The sequence below is a fragment of the Massilia suwonensis genome, from assembly GCF_042655665.1.
GTDB lineage: Bacteria > Pseudomonadota > Gammaproteobacteria > Burkholderiales > Burkholderiaceae_D > Telluria > Telluria suwonensis.
In genome coordinates, this window is record NZ_JBHSMR010000014.1 from 265826 (window position 1) to 290279 (window position 24454).

At 66.9% G+C, this 24454-nt stretch carries 19 protein-coding genes and 1 other RNA gene; 16 read left to right on the plus strand and 4 right to left on the minus strand.

The window, feature by feature from the left end; translation table 11 throughout:
* Nucleotides 1-13: 13 nt before the first annotated feature.
* On the plus strand, nucleotides 14-1120 hold the full coding sequence (gene ribD / locus ACFPQ5_RS21525; protein WP_379760647.1) for a bifunctional diaminohydroxyphosphoribosylaminopyrimidine deaminase/5-amino-6-(5-phosphoribosylamino)uracil reductase RibD: 1107 nt from the start codon (nucleotides 14-16) through the stop codon (nucleotides 1118-1120).
* 11 nt (nucleotides 1121-1131) lie between these two features.
* Nucleotides 1132-1761, plus strand: coding sequence for a riboflavin synthase (locus tag ACFPQ5_RS21530; RefSeq protein ID WP_379760649.1), 630 nt, complete (start codon nucleotides 1132-1134; stop codon nucleotides 1759-1761).
* Here the strand turns inward: ACFPQ5_RS21530 and ACFPQ5_RS21535 are convergent.
* Nucleotides 1725-2570 (minus strand): nuclease-related domain-containing protein, encoded by an 846-nt coding sequence (locus ACFPQ5_RS21535; RefSeq protein WP_379760651.1) that lies wholly within the window; start codon nucleotides 2568-2570, stop codon nucleotides 1725-1727. The two genes, ACFPQ5_RS21530 and ACFPQ5_RS21535, sit on opposite strands and share 37 nt — an antisense overlap.
* A 194-nt stretch (nucleotides 2571-2764) precedes the next feature.
* On the opposite strand from ACFPQ5_RS21535, the gene ACFPQ5_RS21540 reads away from it, so the two are divergent.
* A complete protein-coding gene (locus ACFPQ5_RS21540; protein WP_379760653.1) occupies nucleotides 2765-4705 on the plus strand; it encodes a S9 family peptidase in 1941 nt (646 codons plus the stop codon).
* Between the two features lie 74 nt (nucleotides 4706-4779).
* Here ACFPQ5_RS21540 and ACFPQ5_RS21545 read toward each other — a convergent pair whose 3' ends face one another.
* Nucleotides 4780-7617, minus strand: a complete 2838-nt coding sequence (locus ACFPQ5_RS21545) for a M16 family metallopeptidase (protein ID WP_379760655.1) — start codon at nucleotides 7615-7617, stop codon at nucleotides 4780-4782.
* A gap of 171 nt (nucleotides 7618-7788) precedes the next feature.
* Complete coding sequence (locus ACFPQ5_RS21550) at nucleotides 7789-10488, minus strand: two-component system response regulator (RefSeq protein WP_379760657.1); 2700 nt, start codon at nucleotides 10486-10488, stop codon at nucleotides 7789-7791.
* A 350-nt stretch (nucleotides 10489-10838) separates the two neighbouring features.
* On the opposite strand from ACFPQ5_RS21550, the gene ribBA reads away from it, so the two are divergent.
* The 3 genes from ribBA to nusB are packed head-to-tail and all read left to right on the plus strand — an operon-like array spanning nucleotide 10839 to nucleotide 12972.
* Complete coding sequence (gene ribBA, locus ACFPQ5_RS21555; protein WP_379760659.1) at nucleotides 10839-11951, plus strand: bifunctional 3,4-dihydroxy-2-butanone-4-phosphate synthase/GTP cyclohydrolase II; 1113 nt, start codon at nucleotides 10839-10841, stop codon at nucleotides 11949-11951.
* A 51-nt stretch (nucleotides 11952-12002) separates the two neighbouring features.
* A complete protein-coding gene (gene ribH, locus ACFPQ5_RS21560; RefSeq protein WP_056339428.1) occupies nucleotides 12003-12488 on the plus strand; it encodes a 6,7-dimethyl-8-ribityllumazine synthase in 486 nt (161 codons plus the stop codon).
* Nucleotides 12489-12501: 13 nt separating this feature from the next.
* Nucleotides 12502-12972, plus strand: coding sequence for a transcription antitermination factor NusB (gene nusB, locus ACFPQ5_RS21565; protein WP_136218412.1), 471 nt, complete (start codon nucleotides 12502-12504; stop codon nucleotides 12970-12972).
* 367 nt (nucleotides 12973-13339) lie between these two features.
* On the opposite strand, the gene ACFPQ5_RS21570 is transcribed toward nusB, so the two are convergent.
* On the minus strand, nucleotides 13340-14251 hold the full coding sequence (locus ACFPQ5_RS21570) for a transglycosylase SLT domain-containing protein (RefSeq protein ID WP_379760662.1): 912 nt from the start codon (nucleotides 14249-14251) through the stop codon (nucleotides 13340-13342).
* A 473-nt stretch (nucleotides 14252-14724) separates the two neighbouring features.
* Here ACFPQ5_RS21570 and ubiD point away from each other — a divergent pair, with 473 nt between their 5' ends.
* The 10 genes from ubiD to ACFPQ5_RS21620 all read left to right on the plus strand — a co-directional run bounded on the left by ubiD (nucleotide 14725) and on the right by ACFPQ5_RS21620 (nucleotide 24370).
* Nucleotides 14725-16209 (plus strand): 4-hydroxy-3-polyprenylbenzoate decarboxylase, encoded by a 1485-nt coding sequence (ubiD, locus tag ACFPQ5_RS21575; RefSeq protein ID WP_379760664.1) that lies wholly within the window; start codon nucleotides 14725-14727, stop codon nucleotides 16207-16209.
* Nucleotides 16210-16281: 72 nt separating this feature from the next.
* Complete coding sequence (locus ACFPQ5_RS21580) at nucleotides 16282-16959, plus strand: type 1 glutamine amidotransferase domain-containing protein (protein ID WP_379760666.1); 678 nt, start codon at nucleotides 16282-16284, stop codon at nucleotides 16957-16959.
* Nucleotides 16960-17022: 63 nt separating this feature from the next.
* An RNA gene (gene ffs / locus ACFPQ5_RS21585) (signal recognition particle sRNA small type) lies at nucleotides 17023-17121 on the plus strand.
* 230 nt (nucleotides 17122-17351) lie between these two features.
* On the plus strand, nucleotides 17352-18812 hold the full coding sequence (locus tag ACFPQ5_RS21590; RefSeq protein WP_379760668.1) for a methyl-accepting chemotaxis protein: 1461 nt from the start codon (nucleotides 17352-17354) through the stop codon (nucleotides 18810-18812).
* A gap of 90 nt (nucleotides 18813-18902) precedes the next feature.
* On the plus strand, nucleotides 18903-21050 hold the full coding sequence (locus ACFPQ5_RS21595) for a DNA polymerase III subunit gamma/tau (RefSeq protein ID WP_379760670.1): 2148 nt from the start codon (nucleotides 18903-18905) through the stop codon (nucleotides 21048-21050).
* Nucleotides 21051-21086: 36 nt separating this feature from the next.
* On the plus strand, nucleotides 21087-21416 hold the full coding sequence (locus tag ACFPQ5_RS21600) for a YbaB/EbfC family nucleoid-associated protein (RefSeq protein WP_229439345.1): 330 nt from the start codon (nucleotides 21087-21089) through the stop codon (nucleotides 21414-21416).
* Between the two features lie 19 nt (nucleotides 21417-21435).
* Nucleotides 21436-21726 (plus strand): YciI family protein, encoded by a 291-nt coding sequence (locus tag ACFPQ5_RS21605; protein ID WP_379760673.1) that lies wholly within the window; start codon nucleotides 21436-21438, stop codon nucleotides 21724-21726.
* A 1-nt stretch (nucleotide 21727) separates the two neighbouring features.
* Complete coding sequence (recR, locus tag ACFPQ5_RS21610) at nucleotides 21728-22318, plus strand: recombination mediator RecR (RefSeq protein ID WP_379760675.1); 591 nt, start codon at nucleotides 21728-21730, stop codon at nucleotides 22316-22318.
* A gap of 110 nt (nucleotides 22319-22428) precedes the next feature.
* A complete protein-coding gene (locus ACFPQ5_RS21615; RefSeq protein WP_379760677.1) occupies nucleotides 22429-23565 on the plus strand; it encodes a glycosyltransferase family 4 protein in 1137 nt (378 codons plus the stop codon).
* The gene (locus ACFPQ5_RS21620) at nucleotides 23552-24370 is read left to right on the plus strand and encodes a DUF2334 domain-containing protein (RefSeq protein ID WP_379760679.1); all 819 of its coding nucleotides are present in this window, start codon (nucleotides 23552-23554) and stop codon (nucleotides 24368-24370) included. The genes ACFPQ5_RS21615 and ACFPQ5_RS21620 overlap by 14 nt, the downstream gene beginning before the upstream one ends.
* Nucleotides 24371-24454 lie beyond the last annotated feature (84 nt).

Below are 24454 nucleotides of genomic sequence, written 5' to 3' on the forward strand. Positions count from 1 at the left end.
ACGAAACAAGACTGTGCAGATCAATAACGACACCGAAGCGATGGCCCTGGCCCTGGAATGGGCTGCGAAGGGCATGTACATCACCGCGCCGAATCCGCGCGTGGGCTGCGTGATCGTGCGCGACGACGAAGTCATCGGCGCCGGCCACACCCAGCCGGCCGGCCAGGCGCATGCCGAGATCCAGGCCCTGCGCGACGCTGCCGCACGCGGAAACGACGTGCGCGGCGCCACCGCCTACGTCACGCTGGAACCCTGCAGCCACTATGGCCGCACGCCGCCCTGCTCGAAAGCCCTGGTCGAAGCGGGACTGGGACGCGTGGTGGCGGCGATGGGCGACCCGAATCCGCTGGTCGCCGGGCGCGGCATGGCGCAGCTCGAAGCGGCCGGCATCGCGACCGCCTCCGGCCTGCTGGCGAATGAAGCGCATGAACTGAACATCGGCTTCTTCTCGCGCATGCGGCGCGGCCGTCCCTGGGTGCGCCTGAAGATCGCGGCCAGCCTGGACGGCATGACCGCGCTGGAGAACGGCGAGAGCCAGTGGATCACGGGCCCCGAGGCACGCCAGGACGGCCACGCCTGGCGCGCGCGCGCCTGCGTGATCCTGACCGGGATTGGCACCGTCAAGGCGGACGATCCGCAGCTGACCGTGCGCGGCATCGACACCCCAAGACAGCCGCGCCGCGTCATCGTCGACAGCCGCCTCGAGATCGCGCTCGACGCGAAGATCCTGCAGGGCGCGCCGTGCTGGATCGTGGGCGCCGTTCCGGATGCGGACAAGGAAGCCCGGCTGCGCGCAGCCGGCCACGAAGTCATCCTGTTGGCGAACAATGCCGGCAAGGTCGACCTGCCGGCGCTGATGCTGGAACTGGGCCGGCGCGAGATCAACGAAGTGCACGTGGAGGCCGGCTCGAAGCTGAACGCCTCGCTGGTACGCGAGGGCTGCGTCGACGAACTGCTGGTCTACCTGGCGCCGAGTTTGATCGGATCGGGGCAGGGCATGTTCGCGCTGCCGCCTTTGACGCGCCTGGCGGACAAGATCGCACTGCGCTTCCACGACGTCGCCATGGTCGGCGCCGACCTGCGCATTGTGGCCAGACTACACAACGAAGAACCAACCTGAAGGAAAGCAGCATGTTTACTGGAATCGTCGCCGCCGTCGGCAATATCAACTCGGTCGCGCCGCTGGCGGGCGGCCTGGACGCGGGCGTGCGCCTGCAGATCGACGCCGGCAGCCTGCCGCTGGCCGACGTTGCCCTGGGCGACTCGATCGCCATCAACGGCGCCTGCATGACGGTGGTGGAAAAGGATGCGTCGAGCTTCTGCGTCGACGTCTCGCGCGAAAGCCTGAACAAGACCGTGGGCCTGGACGCGCCGGGCGAAGTCAACCTGGAAAAGGCGCTGACCCTGGCCGAGCGCCTGGGCGGCCACCTGGTTTCGGGCCACGTGGACGGCCTGGGCCGCGTGCACAGCTTCGAGCCGGTCGGCGAATCGCGCGAACTGGTGATCGACGCGCCCCAGGAGCTGGGCAAGTTCCTCGCCTATAAAGGCTCGATCGTGGTCAACGGCGTGTCGCTGACCGTGAACCGCGTCGAAGACCTGAGCGTCGATAGCGCGAAGGTCTGCCGCTTCTCGATCAACCTGATCCCGCACACCATCGAGGTCACGACGCTGAAGCACCTGCGCGCCGGCTCGCAGGTCAACCTCGAGATCGACCTGATCGCGCGCTACGTCGAGCGCATGCTCTCGGCCGCCAAGGCCTGATTCTGCTCCGGCGCCGGCGGATCGCCCTCGCTGTCGGCGGCGGGCGGGGCGGACGGCGCAGGCGGGCAAGGCGCGGGCATGGCCGCGTCGCGGCGCAAGCCGAAGCGCGCCATGGTGTCCGCCGTCGACGGGCTGTGCAGGGCGATCAGGCGCTGCGCGATCTCGCCGATGGATTCGGACATCCTTGTCCGGTTCAGCTCATGCAGCTTCGCCAGCGCCGTGGCCTGGGCATTCTCGACGCCGTTGTTCAGCTTTTCCAGGAACTGGTCGGCCCGCATCACGCGCATGGTGTCGTTGTCGAAGCGGCGCGGACGCTCGATGCGCGCATTCGGGGCCAGCAGCACCAGGGTCTCGACCGGCGCATCGTCCAGGCCGAAGGCTTCGAGTGCGTCGCGCAGCACCGAGACCTGGCGCGCCAGCGCGTCGAACGGGGAGGGAATCGGCGCGTGGCGCTTGTCCGCCTCGCTCCAGCGCAGGAAGTCGCCGTCCTCGGTGATCTTCAGGCCGTGCGCGAAGTAGCGCGTGTCGAGCACGTAGAAGCGGCGCGAGCGGTGGATCAGCAGGTGGTCGATCCGCGCCGCCGCGCCTTCGTTCGAGACCAGCCGCAGGTCGTGCACGACGGCGGTGCGGGTCGAATCCTTGAGGTGGACGTCGATCAGGGCGATCGCTTCGCGCTCGGCCAGGATCCCGGCGCGCATCATGCGCAGCTCGTGCGCGATCAGCGCGCGCTTGTCCGGTCCCGCCAGCGCCAGCATGCGCTCGAGTATGGCGACGACGGGCATCTTGTTGTCGCTGTCCTTGTAGATCATGGTCAACTCCTGCTGAGGTCGAACTTCCACTCTAGCTTTGCGTCAACGAACCGCCTTCATATTTCTTAAGTGCAAGCAAGTTTATTCCGCCTGCATACAAACTGTTGCGCTCCAGACTCACTCAAAACGGCGTAGACTGCGCTCCACAATAAACATGAGCCTGCCCATGAGCCGGCTCATCACGAGGAGAGCAGATGAGAATCAAGGAAAGTTTGCTGGGCGGAGCCTTGCTGCTGGCGACGGCCGCGCATGGCGCTCATGGGGCATCCATGCGCGAATACCGCTCGGTGGCGATCAGCGCCGGCGGCGAATCGATCGCCGCGATCGAGTCGAGCGACCCGGGCATCCCGGGACAGCGCGCCCATGCGGCCATCGTCGTGCGCGACGCCGCCAGCGGACGCATCACGGCGCAGTACGATCCCTGCGCCGCCTGCTCCTACGATTTTCCGTCCTGGTCGCCGGACCGCAAGGCCCTGGCCTTCATTGCTGCCAACCGCGGGACGGGCGAAGCCACGCTCTGGGTTGCGCGCGACGGCAAGACGATTGCCGCCGCCACCGTGAAAGGCGTGGCGAATACGGCGCGCTGGTCGCCCGACGGCGCCAGCATCGCCTTGCTGGCGACGGTCGGCGCGAAGAAGCTGACCGGCGCGGTGGAAGCGGGCGCACGCCAGGTCGGCGAGATCGGCATCGAGGAAGACGCCCAGCGCATCGCGCTGGCGCCAAGCGCGGGCGGCACGCTGCGCCTGGTTTCGCCGCCGGACACCTTCGTCTACGAATACGACTGGACGCCGGACGGACGCGGCTTCGTCGCCACCAGCGCCAAGGGCAATGGCGACAACAACTGGTGGGTCGCGACGCTCGGCCACGTCGACATCGGCAGCGGAGAACTGCGTGTGATCGCCGCGCCGAAGATGCAAATGAGCCTGCCCCACGTGTCCCCGGACGGCCGCACGGTGGCCTTTGTCGGCGGCCTGATGAGCGACTTCGGCTCGGTCGGCGGCAACGTCTACACCGTGCCGCTGGCCGGCGGCGAGCCGGTCGACGTGACGCCGAACTACGCCGGCTCCTTCAACGGCCTGGCGTGGAAGGGCACGCAGCTGCTGGCCTCCAGCCTGCAGGGCAGCGAGATGGCGATCGTGGCGATCGATCCGCTTGCGAAAACGGCGCGCACGCAGTGGGGCGCGGCCGTGTCCGCCAACGGCTCGGCCGACGGGCGCATCGTATTCAGCGCGGACGGCGCTTCGGCCGTATCGGTGATCGAATCCTACGAACAGGCGCCGCGCATCGTCGCCGGGCGCATTCCCGCTTTGAAGCCGATCACGCGCGACAACGCCGATTTCGCGCCCCAGGTGTCCGCACGCAGCATCGTGTGGACCAACGAAGGCATGCGCAGCCAGGGCTGGCTGATCGGTCCGCGCAAGCCGCGAGCCGGCGTCAAGCATCCGATGGTCGTGATCGTGCACGGCGGACCGGCGTCCGCCGCCACGCCGCGCTTCGTCGCCGAAGGGGAGTTCGGCAACCCGCTGGTGCGCGAGCTGACGGCGCGCGGCTTCTACGTGTTCCAGCCGAACCCGCGCGGCAGCTATGGGCAGGGCCTGGCCTTCACGCAGGCGAACCGGCGCGACTTCGGCGGCGGCGACTGGCGCGACATCCTGGCCGGGGTCGACGCCGTGATCAAGCAGGCGCCGGTGGACGGCGCGCGCCTCGGCCTGATGGGCCATTCCTACGGCGGCTTCATGACCATGTGGGGCGTGACGCACAGCCAGCGCTTCAAGGCCGCGGTGGCTGGCGCCGGCATCGCCAACTGGATCAGCTACTACGGCCAGAACGGTATCGACCAGTGGATGGTGCCATTCTTCGGGGCCAGCATGTACGACGACCCAGCGATCTACCGCGCCGCTTCGCCGATCGAATCGATCAGGAACGCGAAGACGCCGACCCTGCTGTACGTGGGCGAGCGCGACGTCGAGACGCCGGCCGTGCAGTCGATGGAGTTCTGGCACGGCCTGCGTGCGATGGGGACGCCGACGGCGCTGGTGATCTACGATGGGGAAGGGCATGCGATTCGCAAGCCGGAACACCAGCTAGATCAGAGGAAGCGTACGATCGAGTGGTTCGAACGGTATCTGAAGTAGGGTGGGCGCCCCGTGCCCACCAAAACGATGCGCCAACGCGGCGCATGCGGTCGGTGGGCACGGGGGCGCCCACCCTACGGGGCTGCGGGCACTTCCTTCTTCTCCGGATACAGCACCACCTGCACGTAATTCTCCGTGTTCAGGTAGCGCCGCGCCGCCTCCTGCACTTCGCCGGCACCGAGCGCATTCACGCGCTGCTCGTGGGTCAGGATGTCGGCCGGATCGGTCCCGTCGAGCAGCGCGGCCTGGATGCGGCCCAGCCAGTAGCCGTTCTCGCGCAGCGCCTTGCGGTGGTTCTGGATCCAGTTCTGCTTGACCTTGGCCAGATCGGCGGCCGACGGGCCTTCGCGCTTGAGGCGTTCGAATTCGTCGAAGGTCGCCTTCAAGACCCGGTCGACGTTTTCGGGACCGGTCGGCAGCGTCACCGACAGCGTGTAATTCCCGTAGGGGATGCGGCCCAGCTGGGCGCCGGCGCTGCCGCCGTAGATCAGGGACAGCTGCTCGCGCAGCACCTCGATGATGCGGATATTCAGGATCTCGACCAGGGCCTGCAGGCGCATCTGCTCCAGCTCGGAGAAGGGCGCCTCGCCGGTGAAGGTGAGCGAGATCGTGCTTTTCGGTTCGCTGCCGCTGTAGACGGCGCGCTTGACCACGCCCTTCACCGGACGCAGGCCGACGTCGCGCCAGGCGGTCGGGATGTCGGGCGTGGGCAGGCTGCCGAGATAGGTGGCCAAGAGCGGCTTCATCGCCTTGGGATCGAAGCTGCCGACGATGACAAAGGTGAAGTCCTTGGCGCTCGAGAAGCGTTCGCGGTAGATGGCGATGCTGCGGTCCAGGCTGATCTGGCTGTACTCTTCGGGCCGTAGCGGACGCGGTGCGCGCGGGTGGTTGTTGTAGAGCGTGGCGACGACCGCGTCGCCGAAGCGCGCGCCCGGCTGGCCGAGGCGGTTGCGCGCCGCCTCCACCTGCTTGCCGATGAAGGACTTGAACAAATCCTCGTCGCGGCGCACGGCGTCGAAGCGCAGCCACAATAGCTGCAGCATGGTCTCGATGTCGGTGGCGCCGGAGGAGGCGCCCAGCACTTCGCTGTAGCCGGCCAGGCCCATCGTCACGGCGGCCGCCTTGCCGGCCAGGACCTTCGACAGATCGAGGGGCGAATACTCCTGCAGGCCCATGCTGGCGACGATGGCGTTGGCGTAGCGCGCATTCAGGATGTCGCCGTCGCCGAACAGACTCTGGCCGCCGTAGCGCGCCGCGCTCACCACGACCTGGTCGTTGCGGAAGTCGGTGGGCTTCAGGATCGCGTTGACGCCGTTCGAGAACGTCAGGTTAGTGAGGCCGAGTGTCTTGTCTTCGCGTTCCTCGACGATGCTGCCGGCCTTGGGCGGCTGGGCCATCAGCTGGCTGCCGAGCGCCTTTTCCTCGTGCGGCGCCACCTCGGCCTTCTCGGCCACGGCCAGCGCCGCCAGCAGCGCCTCGCCCTGCGGCGGCGGGGTGTCCGCGCGCTCGATGCCGGTGTAGATCACCAGCTTGCCCGAGTTGGCGGGGATGGTGCGGCGCGCGTAGGCGTTCATCTCGTCCAGCGTCACGCCGGGCAGCATCTCGTTGGCGTAGCGGTATTCGGCGGCGATGCCGGGGATCGGTTCCTGCTGCAGGAAGTTGCGCATGTACTCGGCGACATAGGCGCCGGAATCGGTCTTTTCGCGCTCGTTGTACAGGCGCTCGAAGCTGCGCAGCATGTTCTTGCGCGCGCGATCGAGTTCGGCCTGGCCGAAGCCGTAGCGGCGCGCGCGCTCGTTCTCGCGCACCAGCGCGTCGATGGCCTTGGGCGCGCCGCCGGGGCCGATCACGGCGCTCGAGTTAAAGGATTTATAGAAGGGCGTGAGCTTGCCCAGGGCGCTGCCGCCGCGCAGGAAAGGCGGCTCGGCCAGCTGCGACAGCTCCTGCAGGCGCGCGCCCAGCATGCCGGTGAACAGGCCTTCGACCAGCTGCTCGCGGTAGCCGCGCACCGTGTCGGGCTCTGCTACCTTCTGCACCGGATAGCGCACCAGGATGCTGTTGCCGCCGGCTTCCTTGTCAGTGACGACCACCGCCTCGGTCTCTTCGCGCTGCGGAATCTCGGCATATACGCGCGGCCGCGCCGGCTTCGGGTTCTTCAGCTTCGAGAAGTGGGCCTTGACCAGCTTCTCGATGGTCTTCGGATCGATGTCGCCGACCGCCACCACGGCCATCAGGTCGGGCCGGTACCAGTCGCGGTAGTAGCGTTTCAGCGTCTCGGGCTTGAAGTTGCGCAGCACCTCTTCCTTCCCGATCGGCAGGCGCTCGGCATAGCGCGAGCCGTTGTAGATCTTCGGGTAGACCTGCTTGCCGATGCGGTCGCCCGCGCCTTTCCCCAGCCGCAGTTCTTCCAGCACGATGCCGCGTTCCTTGTCGATCACGTCCTCGTCGAAGGACAGGCCGTGCGCCCAGTCTTCGAGCACCTGGAAGGCCTTGCCCAGGTTTTCCGGGCGATCGAGCGGGATCGGCAGGATGTAGACGGTTTCGTCGAAGGAGGTGTAGGCGTTCAGGTCGGCCCCGAACTTGACGCCGATCGATTGCAGGTAGTCGACCAGCTCGTGCTTCTTGAAATTGGTCGAGCCGTTGAAGGCCATGTGCTCGACGAAGTGGGCCAGGCCCTGCTGGTCCTCGTCTTCCAGGATCGAGCCGGCCTTGACGACCAGGCGCAGTTCGAGCTTGCGTTCGGGGCGCGTGTTCTTCTGGATGTAGTAGGTGAGGCCGTTGGGCAGCTTGCCGACCTTGACCTGGGGGCCGACCGGGATCGGCGCGTCGAGCTTCAGGGCGGCGCCGGCGCTGAAGGGCTGCAGGAACAGGACGGCGGCGAGACAGGCGTAGCGGACGAATTGAGCGAACATCGGGGCTTCCGTGGAAAGGCGTCGAGCGGCCATTGTACCGGCCGTGCGGTGTGCAAGCGCACGTAAACGCGTGGAGTCGGGACTCCACCCTACGGCTAGACCGATTCGTAGGGTGGAGTCCTGACTCCACGCGTTACACCGGTCGAGCAGCCGCCTTCTTCGCGTCCTGTCCTAAACCGTGATACGCCCCGCCTGCAACAGCATCTCCATCTCGCGCGCCGGCAGCGGCTGGCTGTACAGATAGCCCTGCAGGGTCGTGCAGCCGATCCGGCCCAGGTAGTCGCGCTGGGCCAGGGTCTCGACGCCTTCGGCCACGACGCGCAGCGACAGGCCTTCGGCCAGCGCGATGGTGGCCTGGGCGATCGCCGCGCTGCGCGGGTCGCTGGTGATGTTGCGGACAAAAGCCTGGTCGATCTTCAGCTTGTCGAGCGAGAAGCGCGACAGGTAGCCGAGCGAGGAATAGCCGGTGCCGAAGTCGTCGAGCGAGAGCGAGACGCCCATCGCGCGCAGCTCGGCCAGCTGGGCTTCGGCCGCCGTGGTGTCGCCCATCATGACGCTTTCGGTCAGCTCGATCTCGAGGTAGCGCGCCTCCAGGCCCGATTCGGCCAATGCGTTGCGCACCACCTGCGGCACCGTACCGGCCTTGAACTGGTGCGCCGAAACGTTGACCGCCACCGGCACGCGCGGCAGGCCCGCATCCTGCCAGGCTTTATTTTGCAGGCAGGCCTGGCGGATCACCCAGTCCCCGATCGGCAGGATCAAACCGGTGTCCTCGGCCAGCGGGATGAAGTCGGCCGGCGAGACCCGGCCCAGCTCCGAGCTGTGCCAGCGCAGCAGGGCTTCCATGCCGAGCACGCGCCCGTCCTCGCCCGCCACCTGCGGCTGGAAGTGCAGGGCCAGTTCGGCCTGGCCGATGGCGCGGCGCAGGCGCGTCTCCAGCGCCAGCCAGCGCATCGCCTCGGCATTCATCTCGCCCTTGAAGAAGCGGAAACCGTTGCGGCCGGCGTCCTTCTGGTGCGCCAGCGCGGCGTCGGCAGCCTTGAGCAGGTCGCCCGGCACGTCGCCGTCGCGCGGGAAGACGCTGATGCCGATGCTGCCGGTGACGACCACGTCGTGCCCGACCACCGAATGCGGCTGCGCGATCGCTTCGATCAGGCGCTGCGCGGTGAAGATGATGTCCTCGGTGTCGTCGCAGCTGGTGAGCAGCACGAATTCGTCGCCCGACAGGCGCGCGACGGTGTCGGCCGGTCCGGCGATTTCCTTGGCGCGGCGCGCCACTTCGCGCAGCAGGGCGTCGCCGGCGGCGTGTCCGAGGCTGTCGTTGATGCGCGAGAGGCGGTCGACGTTCACCAGCAGCAGGGCCAGCTGGCTGCCGTCGCGCCGCGCCGCCGCGATCGACTGCTGCAGGCGGTCGTGGAACAGCGAGCGGTTCGGCAGCAGGGTCAGCGCATCGTGGTTCGACAGGAAGTCGAGCTGGTTGTGGGCCGCCTTCAGCGCCGACAGATCGGTCGAGACCGAGACGTAGGCGGTGAGGTTGCCCGCATCGTCGCGTACCGCGCTGATGCTGGTGCGCTCGGGGTAGACCTCGCCGTTCTTGCGGCGGTTCCAGATCTCGCCGCGCCACTGGCCGTCCTCTTCCAGGCCGTTCCACATGCAGCGGTAGAAGCCGGCGTCGTGGCGGCCCGAGCGCAAGAGGCGCGGGTTCTTGCCGACGACTTCCGCTTCGCGAAAGCCCGTGATCTGTTCGAAGGCCGGATTGACCGCGACGATATTGGCGCAGGCGTCGGTCATCATGATGCTTTCCTGGGTGCTGTCGAAGACCTGGCGCGCCAGTTCGAGACGGTGTTCGCTCTCGCGCAGGGCGGCGTCGGCTTCCGCGCGGGCGGTGGCTTCCAGCTGCAGCTGGGCCGCGTGGCGCTGGACCACGGCGTACAGGTTCAGGTTTTCGTAGGCCACCGCCAGGTGGGCGGCCAGGGTCGAAGCCCAGCGCGCGTCCTCGCGCTCGAAGGCCGGCGCGCTCGGCGCGCGTACGAGGAACAGCCAGCCGTGCAGGTGGCGCAGGTCGCGCACCGCGAGACCCAGGAAGGAGCCGCAGCGCGGCAGGCCGGGCGGCAGCGTGGCCAGCAGCGGGTCGCCCTCGGCCAGCAGCAGCACTTCGCGTGTTTGCAGCAGGGCGCCGGGCAGGCGGGTGCCGATGGCATGCGCCGACAGCAGCGCGCCGTCCAGGCCGCGCGCGGCCAGGTGGCTGACGGTGCGTTCGTCGCTCTCGAGCAGGCACAGGGCCAGCTGGTCGGCGTCGAGGATGCGCTGGGCGGCCTGCAGGAACAGGTCGACCAGGCCTTCGACGCGGCGCTCGCCGGCCAGGTGCAGGCACATGTCCTCGAGCGCGGCCAGGCGGTTTGCGAGACGGCTGTCGGCCGGCGGCGCGGCGGGCGGCGCGGCCACGCCAGGCGTGCTGCGCGCCGGCTGCGCCGGAGCGGGGGCAGTGTTCTGTGCCGCGGCCGACAGGCCCAGTTCCGCGTTCACCGCGGCCATGATGTCGGCCGGATCGGATGGCTTGGAGAGCACGGTCTGCACGCCGCAGCTGCGCGCCATTGCCATCGTCTCGCGTTCGGCATACACGGCCGAATAGAAGATCACGCGGGTCGCGGCCAGGGCGCGGTCGGCGCGCAGGCGCTGGACGAACTCGTAGCCGTCCATGGTCGGCATCAGAATATCGGTGATGATCAGGTCGGGACGTTCGGCCCGCACCAGCTGCAGGGCGGCGGCGCCGTCTTCGGCTTCCAGCAGCCGGTGTTCGGTAAAGCCGAGCAGGGCCAGCAGGTAGGCGCGGTTGCTCGGCCGGTCGTCGACGATGAGGATGGTGGCCATCAGTTGTGCTCCCGGGCTGCGGCGGTGAACTGATGGACGAATGTTGATCCCAGCATAACTACTCCATGAATGCGCCGGCGGCAGCACGCCGGCACGTTAGCCCTGACTGTGGTAAATCATAATCCTTTGCATGACGCATGCATGACAAAGTTGCTTATTAAAACATGGAATTTAACAATTATTTTTGAACAAATGCACTTTGTTGCATTTGGGCAACGTTAATTGTGGTATTTGTCACACTCATTTTTGGAATCGTACTGTCGAGTTCCTCGCATCGGACTCGGTTAAACGGCGGCAAATCCTTTAAAATAGCGGATTACGCACGATGCGTCACCGTTTCAAGGATTCGAATGTCTATTTCTAGTACTCAGGAAATCGTTGCCGAGCTGCGTGCCGGCCGCATGGTCATCTTGGTCGACGAGGAAGACCGCGAGAACGAGGGCGACCTGGTACTGGCGGCGGACTTCGTCACCCCGGAAGCGATCAACTTCATGATCCGCCACGCGCGCGGCCTGGTCTGCCTGACACTCAGCGAGGACATCTGCGACAAGCTGGCCCTGCCGATGATGACGAGCCGTAACGGCACCTCCTTCGGCACCAATTTCACGGTCTCGATCGAAGCGGCCGAAGGCGTCACCACCGGCATTTCGGCGGCCGACCGCGCCCGCACCATCCAGGTGGCGGTGGCGAAGAACGCCAGGCCGGACGACCTGGTGCAGCCGGGCCACATCTTCCCGCTGCGTGCGGTGAAGGGCGGCGTCCTGATGCGCGCCGGCCACACCGAAGCCGGTTGCGACCTCACCGAGATGGCCGGCCTGACCCCGGCCTCGGTGATCTGCGAGATCATCAAGGAAGACGGCACCATGGCGCGCCTGCCGGACCTGATCGAATTCGCCAGGGAACATGGCCTCAAGATCGGCACCATCGCCGACCTGATCCACTACCGCAGCGAGAACGAAAGCCTGGTCGAGCGCGTTGCCGAGCGCACGCTGAACACGGCGCAGGGCGAATTCAAGCTGGTCGCCTACCGCGACAAGCCGAGCGGCTGCGCCCACCTGGCGATGGTGCACGGCGACGTGCAGCGCGAAAACGAAACCCTGGTGCGCGTGCACCAGCCGGTGTCGATCCTGGACGTGCTGGAACACCGCGCCACCACCCACTCCTGGACCATGGCTTCGGCCATGGAAGCGATCAAGAAAAGCGATTCGGGCGTGATCGTGCTGCTGAACTGCGGCGAGACGGCCGAGCAGCTGTTCGCGCAGTTCACTTCGCTGGATGCGCCGGGCGCGCGTCCGACCGGCCGCGCGGCGACGATGGACCTGCGCACCTACGGCATCGGCGCCCAGATCCTGAAGGAACTGGGCGTGGGCAAGATGAAGCTGCTGGCCAATCCGCGCAAGATGCCGTCGATGACCGGTTTCGACCTGGAAGTCACCGGTTACATCGCGAATCCGGGCGCCTGAGGCGTTACCATACACACTAACTAATACGAACACACTAAGAAGAGGGCAGCCATGACGGTAGGAACTTATGAGAGCAACATGACAGGCGAGGACCTGCGCATCGGGATCGTGCAGGCGCGCTTCAATGCCGACGTCGGACATGGCCTGCTGTCGTCCTGCCTGGCCGAGCTGAAGCACCTGGGCGTGGCCGACGAGGACATCCTGCACGTGACCGTGCCGGGCGCCCTGGAAATCCCGCTGGCCCTGCAGAAGATGGCCGAGACCCAGCAGTTCGACGCCCTGATCGCACTCGGCGCCGTGATCCGCGGCGAAACCTACCACTTCGAGCTGGTCTCGAACGAGTCGGGCGCCGGCATCACCCGCATCGGCCTGGACTACGGCATCCCGATCGCCAACGCCGTGCTGACCACCGAGACCGACGAGCAGGCCGAAGTGCGCATGGCGGAAAAGGGCGCCGACGCGGCCAAGGTTGCGGTCGAGATGGCCAACCTGCTGCTGGCGCTGGAAGAGCTGCACCCCGAGGAAGAAGAAGAGTAAGCGAAGGACCAATATGACCGACAAGACCACCCACGCCAACCCGAGCAAGAACCGCACGCCGCGCCACCGCGCGCGCGAGTTCGCGCTGCAGGGCCTGTACCAATGGCTGCTGAACAATGAGCCATCGAGCCAGGTGGCCAACAACATCCGCGCCGCCCACGGCTTCGACAAGGCCGACGGCGAGTACTTCTCGTCGCTGCTGAACGGCACCATCACGACCTCGGTCGAGCTGCGCGAAACGATCGCCCCGCTGATCGACCGTCCGGTGGCCGACCTGTCGCCGATCGAGCACGGCGTGCTGCTGCTGGGCGCTTTCGAGCTGAAGAACCATCCGGAAATTCCGTACCGCGTCGTGATCAACGAGGCGGTCGAGCTGACCAAGTCGTTCGGCGGCATCGATGGCCACAAGTACGTCAACGGCGTGCTGGACAAGCTGGCGTCGAAACTGCGTCCGGAAGAGGTTGGGGCCGACGCGCGGCGCTGATTCCCTCTATATATAGTAGGGAGGCAAAAAGCCACCGTTGCTGAAGAGCACGGTGGCTTTTTTAATGCCCGTGAAGGTCGTGCACCGTAGGGTGGACCGGGCGGCGAACCGCTCCCGAGTCCACGCGTACGTGTTCGTCCTTTGGTATAACGTTTCCGTCAGCCACGAACATTGGCGCACACATGCCGCGGGCGAGCCCCTGGGCCGCGAGCGTTCAACCGCACGTAACGCGTGGACTCAGGAGCGGTTCGCCGCCCGGTCCACCCTACGGTGCGCCACCGTCTCGGGTAGTTACCAGCGTTTAGTGGCGACAGCCCATAAAAAAAGCCACCGCAAGCGGTGGCCACGAGGAGTGAACGATCGGTACTTACAGCGTCGCCAGAGCTTCCGCCTGCGGCTCGGCCTGGACCGGTTCCGCGGCCTTCACCGGCGCTGCCGCAGGCTGGGCGGCTGGCGCGCTCTTGACGACCATCTGGGTCGGCGCGGGCGGGGTGACGGTCGGCACCTTCTTGCCGCCGGCAACCATCTTGAGGCGCTTGTATTCGGCCAGCACCTTGGCGCCATAGCCCGAATCGTCTTCCATGTCGGCCGCGCCCACATAGGTTTTCAGGCCGCCTTCGACGGAACCGGTGCGCTTCACGTAATCCTTCAGGATCTGGGCGCCGACCTTGATGTTGGCGACCGGATTCAGCGCGGCTTCGGCGCCGCCGAGGTTCTCGAACTTGTCGTGGTGGACCTTGGCCATGACCTGCATTAGGCCCTTGGCGCCCATCGGGCTTTCGGCGAACGGGTTCAGGCCCGATTCGATGGCCATCACGGCCAGGATCAGCAGGGGATCGAGCTTGATCTCGTGGGCCGTCGTGTAGGCCGTCGAGACCAGCATGTTGGCCGCGTCGCCGGCCACGCGGTAGCGCTTGGCGAGCCAGGAGGTGACGTTCTGCTGCTGCTTGCTGTTGCCGAGGTATTTGGCGTCGGCCTTGTCCTGCTTCGTTTCCACCGCGGCGTCCTGGACCGTGGCTGGGGCGGCGGCCGCGACGACGGTGCTGGCGGGTGCGGCGGCAACGGTTTCTGGGTGCAGCAATTGCGAAACTTTTTTCGCTGCATCTGGATTCAGATAGAGCAGGGCCAGTACCGCCACTGCCGAGAGACCGAATACGGTCAGGGTGTGCTGCATGGTGGTCAACAGACCACGTGCCGTTTTGCTCACTTGTGAAAACGTGATTGGCTGGCTGGCCAGGTGGACGAGCCTTGCGCTCGTGCCGAACAAACGATTGATCATCGAAGTCCCCTTTGTCGCGGCGAAAAGGATCCCGTCGCGGCGCTCTAAGCGCTGCGGAGGTTACCAATGCCGTGCATCAGAAAAATCGTCAGGGCTTCCAGTGTGGAAGACCAAAACGCCGTCATTGCTTTGCTTCAGCTGGTCGCTAGCCCAGGGCGGGTGCGGTCCAGTGGCTCAACAACTGTCTCGGGGGTTCAGGCAGACGCCTGGTGGAAACACTCCTTAAAATGTCATTGGGGCCCCGACCCCGTGAAGTTATGAGAGCGGCTACAATCTGCTTTCAAAAATGGCCGTCTCATCAAGTAGGTGCGATTGTAGGAGGTCGTTTATACCAAGTCAATACTAGCACGACTGCGCTTTATAACTTATAGATCTGACTTTTGGGTCGTGAGCTCAGCAATACCTTGCCAAATCAAATACTTGGCGCAGGTATTTGATTAACCTCAAGCAAGTGAAAAAACAAGCAAAACTTGATGAAATATTCAGATCTTCGGGATTTTATGTCCCAACTGCAACTAAATGGTGATCTTCGGCGTGTAAGTACCCCGGTTTCCCCGCATCTCGAGATGACGGAAGTGGCCGACCGCGTCCTGCGCGCCGGCGGGCCGGCCTTGCTGTTCGAAAAACCGACCGGTCACAGTATCCCAGTGCTGGCCAACCTGTTCGGCACGCCGCAGCGCGTCGCCCTGGGCATGGGCGCGGACGACGTCGGCGAGCTGCGCCGAATCGGCCACGTGCTGGCGCGCCTGAAGGAACCCGAGCCGCCGCGCGGCTTCAAGGACATCATGGGCCTGGGTTCGCTCGTCAAAGCCGTGTGGGACATGGCGCCGAAGGAAGTGAAGGGCGCGGCCTGCCAGGAGATCGTCTGGGAGGGTAAAGACGTCGACCTGGGGCGCCTGCCGATCCAGCATTGCTGGCCGGGCGACGTCGCGCCCCTGATCACCTGGGGCCTGGTGATCACCAAGGGGCCGAACAAGAAGCGGCAGAACCTGGGCATCTACCGCCAGCAGGTGCTGGGGCCGAACAAGGTCATCATGCGCTGGCTGGCGCACCGCGGCGGCGCGCTCGACTTCCGCGAGCATGCGCTCGCCAACCCGGGCCAGCCCTATCCGGTGGCCGTCGCCCTGGGCGCCGACCCGGCCACCATCCTGGGCGCGGTGACGCCGGTGCCGGACAGCCTGTCCGAGTACCAGTTCGCCGGCCTGCTGCGCGGCCAGCGCACCACGCTGACCAAAGCCATCGGCAGCGAACTGCGCGTGCCGGCATCGGCCGAGATCGTGCTGGAAGGCCATATCTATCCGGACGAGAATCATCCGTCGGGCTTCGAGCATGCGCTGGAAGGTCCGTACGGCGACCACACCGGTTACTACAACGAGCAGGACAGCTTCCCCGTGTTCACGATCGACCGCATCACGATGCGGCGCGATCCGATCTATCACTCGACCTATACGGGCAAGCCGCCCGACGAGCCGGCGGTGCTGGGCGTGGCGCTGAACGAGGTCTTCATTCCACTGCTGCAAAAGCAGTTCAGCGAGATCACGGACTTCTACCTGCCGCCCGAAGGCTGCAGCTACCGCATGGCCGTGGTGCAGATGAAGAAGCAGTACGCCGGGCACGCCAAGCGCGTGATGTTCGGGGTCTGGAGTTTCCTGCGCCAGTTCATGTATACCAAGTTCATCGTGGTGGTGGACGAGGACGTCGACGTGCGCGACTGGAAAGAGGTGATCTGGGCCATCACGACCCGGGTCGATCCGACCCGCGACACGGTGCTGGTCGATAACACGCCGATCGACTACCTCGACTTCGCCTCGCCGATCAGCGGCCTGGGCAGCAAGATGGGCATCGACGCCACCAACAAGTGGCCCGGCGAAACCAATCGCGAATGGGGCACGCCGATCGTGATGGCGCCGGAGGTCAAGCAGCGCGTCGACGAGATCTGGCAGCAGCTGGGCCTGTAGGGCGATCGTGCGTCGCGCGAAGCGGCGCTCGGCTAGACTCGGCCTTCGATCAAGAACCTTGAAGGAGGCCCGATGAACATCCTGATGGTGCTGACCTCGCACGACCGCCTCGGCGACACCGGCAAGAAGACCGGCTTCTGGCTGGAAGAGTTCGCCGCTCCCTATTATGTATTCAAGGATGCCGGCGCGACCCTGACGCTGGCCTCGCCGCAGGGCGGCCAGCCGCCGCTCGACCCGAAGAGCGACGAGCCGGATGCCCAGACCGAGGCGACCCGGCGTTTTCAACAAGACCCGGCCGCGCAGCAGGCGCTGGCCAATACGGTCAAGCTCGCCGGCGTCTCGGCGGAGCAGTTCGATGCCGTGTTCTATCCCGGCGGCCACGGTCCGCTGTGGGACCTGGCCAACGACCAGGATTCGATCCGCCTGATCGAATCCATGATCGCCGCCGGCAAGCCGGTCGCCGCCGTCTGCCACGCGCCGGGCGTGCTGGGAAAAGTGAAAGGGCCGGACGGCAAGCCGCTGGTGCAGGGCAAGCGCGTGACCGGCTTCACCAATACCGAAGAGGCGGCCGTCGGGCTGACGGACGTGGTTCCTTTCCTGGTCGAAGACATGCTGGTGAAAAATGGTGGCCAGTACAGCAAGGCAGGGGACTGGGCGCCGTATGTGCTGACCGACGGCTTGCTCGTCACCGGCCAGAATCCGGCCTCGTCCGAGCCGGGTGCGCATGCCTTGCTGGCGCTGTTGACATAGCCATTGCAATAGCCATTGCAACAAGCGGCCCCAAAACCGGCGGGGTCGGTTATAATGGCCGCTGGCGGGCCCCTGCGCATTGTGGCATGGTTTACCTGGTCAGGTCGGGAACGAAGCAGCCAAAGCCGTTCACCGCAAGTGCCGCAGATCAGGCTCGCCTCCTTCCTTTTATTTCCCCTCCTGCATCGTCTCTCTCAGCGCTATCATTCAGCGTTGCCTCGTTCCGCCCGTTGAACAATTGTTTTAAAGCTACAAACATTTGTTTAAGGTAATCAATTCCTACAAATTTCGGGACAGCCTGTCCAGGCTTTGTCGATTTTTAGTTCCGAGTGGAAATCTTTTTGCTGTAAGCTCACCCGTTTCCAATAATTTCAATAAATCAGGAGAGCGGAATGAGCAATTTGCAGGTGGAAGAAGCGCTACGGCACCATGCGCACAAGGCGGACCGTTTGATGGTCGCGATTTTGTGGGCGATGTTCGTCCTCGCCCTGGCCTTGTCGACCATGCACGACACCATGGGCTGGGCGCTTGCCGTCGGCCTGCCGGTCGCCGCCGTTCCGACCCTGCTGATGCTGGCCGCGCCCGGCGCGCGCCCAACGCGTCTGGTGACCGGCGTCGCGATGATCGCCATGTGCGCCCTGCACATCCACCAGGGCGCCGGACGCAACGAACTGCACTTCGGCATCTTCGTCGTGCTCGCCTTCCTGTTGTGCTACCGCGACTGGGCCGTGATCGCGCTGGCGGCCGGCGTCACCGCGCTGCATCACCTCTCCTTCAGTCAATTGCAGGAACTCGGCTTCGGCGTGCGCTGCCTGCTCGAGCCGGGCTTCGGCATGGTGCTGGTGCATGCCGCCTATGTCGCCGCCGAAGCGCTCGTGCTGTGCCACCTGGCCCGGGTGCTGCGCCGCGAAGCGCTGCAGTCGGCCGAGCTGCGCGTTAGCGTCGCGGCCCTGCAGGCAGGCAAGGGCGCGATCGACCTGCGCGCCCAGCCGCAAGCGCGAAGCGACAGCGGCCGCGCCCTGCAGGAAGTCGTGGCGCTGCTGCAGCGCTCGCTGGCCAGCGTCCAGCGCAGCGTGCACACCACCAGCGCCGCTTCGCACCAGATCGCCGAAGGCAATGCCGAGCTGTCGCAGCGCACCGGGCGCCAGGCCGATGCGATCCGCGCCACGGTGTCCTCGATGGCCGAGCTGACCGACACCGTGCGCCGCAACGCCGAGCACGCGCGCCAGGCCGATGCGCTGGCCGGCTCGGCTTCGCAGGTGGCCGCGCGCGGCGGCCAGGTCGTGACCGAAGTGGTCGAGCGCATGGAGGCGATCGATGCCTCCTCGCGCCGGATCGGCGACATCATCGCCGTCATCGACGGCATTGCCTTCCAGACGAATATCCTGGCCTTGAATGCGGCCGTCGAGGCGGCCCGCGCGGGCGAGCAGGGCCGCGGCTTCGCGGTCGTCGCCGGCGAGGTGCGCAACCTGGCGCAGCGCTCGGCCGGCGCGGCGCGCGAGATCAAGGCCCTGATCGAGGAATCGATGGCCCAGGTCGGCGCCGGCAGCACGCTGGCCCAGCAGGCCGGACGCACGATGGCCGAAGTGGTCGACAGCGTGCACCAGGTGTCGGGCATCATCGGCGAGATCAGCAGCGCCAGCCGCGCCCAGGCGCAGGGCATCGCGGCGATCAGCGAAGCGGTCCAGGCGATGGACGACGAGACCCGCGACAGCGCCGCCATGGTGCACGACGCGGCCGCCGCGGCCGGCGCCCTGAAGGACGAAGCGGCGCACCTGGCCGAGGTGGTCGCCGTGTTCCATCTGGACAAAACCGGCGCCACGGCGCCACGCCCGGCGCTGCTGCCGGCCTGATACGAGCCGGCCGGGGCAGGCTTGCCACAAGGGCAAGCCTACTCGGCCGGGAAACTGCCCGACGCGGCCCAACTGCGGTAAAATCGCGGTATGTCCTATCAAGTCCTCGCCCGCAAATACCGCCCCAAGAACTTCGAAACGCTGGTCGGCCAGGAGCACGTGGTGCGCGCGCTCACGCACGCGCTCGATACCGGCCGCCTGCACCACGCTTACCTGTTCACGGGCACCCGCGGCGTCGGCAAGACGACGCTCTCGCGCATCCTTGCCAAGTCGCTCAACTGCACCGGGCCGGACGGCAACGGCGGCATCACGGCCCAGCCCTGCGGACAATGCGAAGCCTGCCGTGCGATCGACGCCGGCCGCTTCGTCGACTATATAGAGATGGACGCCGCCTCCAACCGCGGCGTCGACGAGATGGCCCAGCTGCTCGAGCAGGCCGTCTACGCACCGAGCAATGCACGCTTCAAGGTCTACATGATCGACGAGGTGCACATGCTGACCAATCATGCGTTCAACGCGATGCTCAAAACGCTCGAGGAACCGCCCGAGCACGTCAAGTTCATCCTTGCCACCACCGATCCGCAAAAGATTCCGGTCACGGTGCTGTCGCGCTGCCTGCAGTTCAACCTGAAGCAGATGCCGCCGGGCCACATCGTCGGCCACCTGGAAAACATCCTGGGCCAGGAAGGCGTGAGCTTCGAGCAGCCGGCCCTGCGCCTGCTGGCGCAAGGCGCGCACGGCTCGATGCGCGATGCGCTCTCGCTGACCGACCAGGCGATCGCCTACGCGGCCGGCGCCGTCACGCTGGATGCGGTGCAGGGCATGCTGGGCGCGCTCGACCAGTCCTACCTGGTGCGCCTGCTCGACGCGCTGGCGAACGAGAACGGCGCCGATTTGCTGGCCGTGGCCGACGAGATGGCCAGCCGCAGCCTGTCGTACAACGGCGCGCTGCAGGACCTCGGCACCTTGCTGCACCGGATCGCGCTGGCGCAATCGGTGCCCAACGCGGTGCCGCAAGACTTGCCGGAACTGGCCGACATCCTGCGCCTGGCCGCGGCCTTCGACCCGCAGGAAGTGCAGCTCTTCTACCAGATCGCCGTGCACGGCCGTAACGAGATCGGCCTGGCGCCGGACGAGTACGCCGGCTTTACGATGACCTTGCTGCGCATGCTGGCCTTCCGGCCAGGACAGGGCGGGGCGGAACGTATTGCCGCACCCGTTGCGGCAGCCGCGCCGCGCGCGCAGGCACCGGCGGCGCGTGCCGCTTCCGCCGCCAGCCCGGCGCCGGCGCCGGCCGCGCAGGCGCCTGCCGCCGCGCCCCAGCGTCCGGCGGCTCCCCCGCCGGCAGCCGATCGCGGCCCGGCCAACCCGGCCCCGGCCATGAATTCGGCGCGCGCCGCGATCAATGCCGCGCTGGAAGCGGCCCGTGCCGCCTCCGGCCAGCGCGTCGCGCCGAAGCGTCCGGGCGCCGATGCGGCACCGGCACCAGCCCCGGCGGCGCCGGCCGCGCCTGACCGTCCGATCCAGGTGGGCCCGAGCGGCGGCCACCCCGACGGCGGCGCCCCATCCGCACCGCCTGCCGCGGCAGCGCAGGGCACGCGACCGGGCGCTACACCGCCGCCCTGGTCCGGCGGACAGCAGCCGCAGGCCATGGCGCGCCCGCAGGCGCAGGCCCGGCAGCAGGAAGACAATAGCGACGAGCCGCCGTCCTGGGTCACCGAATTTTCCGACGACACCGCCGTCGCCTCCGAAGCCGCCGCCGTAACCGCGCCGGTAAGCGCACCGCCGGCCGCGCGCGCGCCGGCCCGGCCGCCGCACGAGTACGTGATCACGCCCGTGCCTGCACTCGACTGGGACGGCAACTGGCCGGCCCTGGCCGCCGGCCTGCCGCTGCGCGGCGTGTCGCAGCAGCTGGCCCTGCAGACCGAACTGGTCGGCTGCCATGCCGACGCGGCCTCGGCCGTGTTCAAGCTGCGCGTGCCTGTGGACACCCTGCGCGCCAGCGGCAACAGCGAAAAGCTGCAGGCGGCCCTGCAGGAGATTTTTGCCGGCAAGCGCATCACGGTCGAAACCGAGATCGGGCCGGTCTGGTACACCGCCAGCGCCGAAGCCAAGGCCGCGCGCGAGGAGCGCCAGCGCCTGGCCGAATCGATCGTCGCCGGCGACCCCTTCGTGCAGGACCTCGAGCGTACCTTCGGCGCCTTCGTCGTGCCCGGCTCGGTGCGTCCGCCGGTCTGAGCACCCCTTATAAACTATTTATTGGAGAACCACACCATGATGAAGAACCAGCTCGCAGGCTTGATGAAACAGGCGCAAGCCATGCAGGACAACATGAAGAAGGCGCAGGAGCAGCTGGCCCAGATCGAAGTCGAAGGCCAGTCGGGCGCCGGCCTGGTGAAGGTCACGATGACCTGCAAGAACGACGTCAAACGCGTGCAGATCGATCCATCGCTGCTGGCCGACGACAAGGACATGCTGGAAGACCTGGTCGCCGCCGCCTTCAACGACGCCGTGCGCAAGGCCGAAGCCACCGCCGCCGAGAAGATGAGCGGCCTGACCGCCGGCATGCCTGGCCTGCCGCCCGGCTTCAAGATGCCGTTCTGAGCGGACTCCACGCGCGTTCATGTTCATCGTCTCGCTCACCTATACCGCACCGCTCGCGAAGATCGATGCGCGCCTGGCCGCGCACCGCGAATTCCTGGCGGGGCAGTACGCGGCCGGCATCTTCCTGATGTCGGGCGCGAAGGTGCCGCGCGACGGCGGCATCATCCTCGCGCGCGCGCCCAGCCGCGGCGCGCTCGAGCGCATCCTGAGCGGAGATCCGTTCGCGCTGGCCGACCTGGCGCGCTACGAGATCACCGAATTCACCCCGACCATGACGGCCGAGGCCTTCGAGGCCTGGCGCGGGGTCTGACATGTCCAAGTCACTCGACTTCCTGACCGAGGCGCTGCGCCGCCTGCCCGGCATCGGCCCCAAGTCGGCCCAGCGCATGGCCTTCCACCTGCTGCAGCACGACCGCGAAGGCGCGGCCATGCTGTCGCGCGCGCTCTACCAGGCGGTCGACTCGGTGCACCACTGCGCGATGTGCAATACCTTCGCCGACACCGAAGTGTGCGAGATGTGCGCCGACGAGACGCGCGACCGCTCGCTGCTGTGCATCGTCGAGACCCCGGCCGACCAGATCATGATCGAGCAGACCCTGACCTACAAGGGCCTGTACTTCGTGCTGATGGGGCGGCTGTCGCCGCTGGACGGCATCGGTCCCAAGGACCTGCACCTCGACAAACTGGTCGGGCGTGCGGCCGACGGCGTCGTCGGCGAGGTCGTGCTGGCGACCAATTTCACCAACGAGGGCGAAGCGACTGCCCACTACATCAGCGAAATGCTCAAGGCGCGCGGGCTGAAGGTCAGCCGCCTGGCGCGCGGCGTGCCCGTGGGCGGCGAGCTCGAGTACGTCGACGCCGGCACCATCGCGCGCGCCATGCTCGATAGGCGCAGTGCATAATCTTCTGCTAAGAACCCGATAGCTGTTCGAGACGGTGCCGTTTGCGTGCGCGCAATCGGCATCGGAAGTCCGCTGCTATCGTGGGCTTGACCTTTAGCGGACCTGCGAGCATGCACCTAGTCGACATCACGATGTTCTACGCCGCCGAAGGCAATGGCGTGAGCACCTATCTGAATGCCAAGGCACGCTGGCTGGCGCGCAATAGCCGCGTCCGGCATACCATCCTCAGCCCGAACGTCGACAGCGGCGGCGACGCCCCGGCCCTGGTGCGCGTGCCCGCGTTCGCGCTGCCCGGCATCAACGGCTTTCGCATGCCGACCTCGGTGCGCGCGCCCGCGCGTCTGCTGCGCCAGGCCGCGCCCGACCTGATCGAAGTCGGCGACGCCGGCCATAGCGCCTGGGCCGCCCTGCAGCTGCGGCGCCGCCTCGGCGTGCCGGCCATCGCCTTTTATCACTCCGACCTGCCGCGCCTGGTGCGTCCGCGCTTCGGGCAAACGGCGGAGGGCGTCACCTGCAAATACCTGTCCCACCTGTACCGCCAGTTCGACCTCGTGCTCGCGCCCAGCCGCGTCATGGTCGAGCAGCTGCAGGCGATGGGCGTGCCGGGCGCCTGCCACCAGCCGCTCGGCATCGACAGCAGCGTCTTTCATCCGGCGCGCCGGGTCGAGACCCTGCGCGCGCATTTGCGCCTGCCAAGCGATGCGCGCCTGCTGGTCTACGCCGGCCGCTTCACGCTCGAGAAGAACCTGCCGCTGCTGATCGAGGCGGTGCGTAAACTCGGCCGGCCCTACCACCTCGTGATGATCGGCGGCGGACGCGACCTGCCGCGCTACCCGCAGATCACCTACATGCCCTTCAAGCGCAACCAGCGCCACCTGGCGCGCCTGCTGGCCAGCTGCGACGTGCTGGTCCATCCGGGCGACCGCGAGACCTTCGGCCTGATCGTGCTCGAAGCCATGGCTTGCGGCCTGCCGGTGGTGGCGACCAGCGGCGGCGGGGTGGCCGAACTGGTCGACGATGACACCGGCATCCTGGCGCGGCCCAACTGCGTCGACAGCCTGGCCGCCGCGATCGACGCCATCTACGAGCGCGACCTGGCCCAGCTCGGCGCCAACGCGCGCCGCAAGGCGGCCGAGTACTACGACTGGAACCAGATCCTGCCGCAGGTGATGCGGCGCTACCAGGCCGTGCTCGGCACGCGCGGCCAGGACGAACCCGGAGCGAGGAGCATCTGTGTCACCGATTGAACGGCACCTGGCGCACGAGGAAACCGAGGACCCCATGCTGTGCGTGTCGATCCACGACGTCGCGCCCGGCACCTGGGACGAATGCGCGCGCCTGGCGCGGGCCATGCGCGAAGTGGCGCAAATCCGCCTGACCTGGCTGGTGGTGCCGCGCTACCACGAGCGCATGGGGGATGAGAAATTCGTGGACGAGGGCGCCATGCGGCGCGGGCTGGATGCGGCGCTCGCGCATGGCGACGAGCTGGCGCTGCACGGCTACACGCATCTCGACACCGCGCGCGCATCGCCTGGTCTGCGCCAGCGCTTCCTGCGCGGCGTCTACACCCAGCGCGAAGGCGAGTTCGCAGCCCTGGCCGCGGAAGAAGCGCGCGAGCGGATCGCGCTCGGCCTGGAATGGTTCCGCCAGCGCGACTGGCCGGTAGCCGGCTTCGTGCCGCCGGCCTGGCTGCTGGGCGAAGCCTCCTGGCGCGTGCTGCCCGAATTCGCGTTCTCGTACACGACGACTTTCACGCGCTTTCATTTGCTGCGCCAGGGCCGCTCGGTGTTCGCGCCTTCGCTCGTCTACACGGCCAGGAACGCCCTTGGGCGGGCCCTGTCGCCGCTGGCCGCCAGCGCCGCCGCGCGCTGCATGGCGCAGTCGCGGCTGGTGCGCCTGTCCCTCCATCCGCCCGACGTGCGCCACCCGCAGCTGGTCGCGCATGCGCAGCGCCTGGTCGAGCGCATGCTGGCCACGCGCGAGGCGGTGACGAAGGCGGAGTGTGCGCGCCGGCTGGTTGCGCGCCTCCCGGCGCCACTGTATCCTGCCTAAAAATGTGGGTACATCGAATGACACTACGACAGTTGCGTAACGTAGGGGTCATCAAGGCCATTGGCCTTGATGACCCCTACGTTA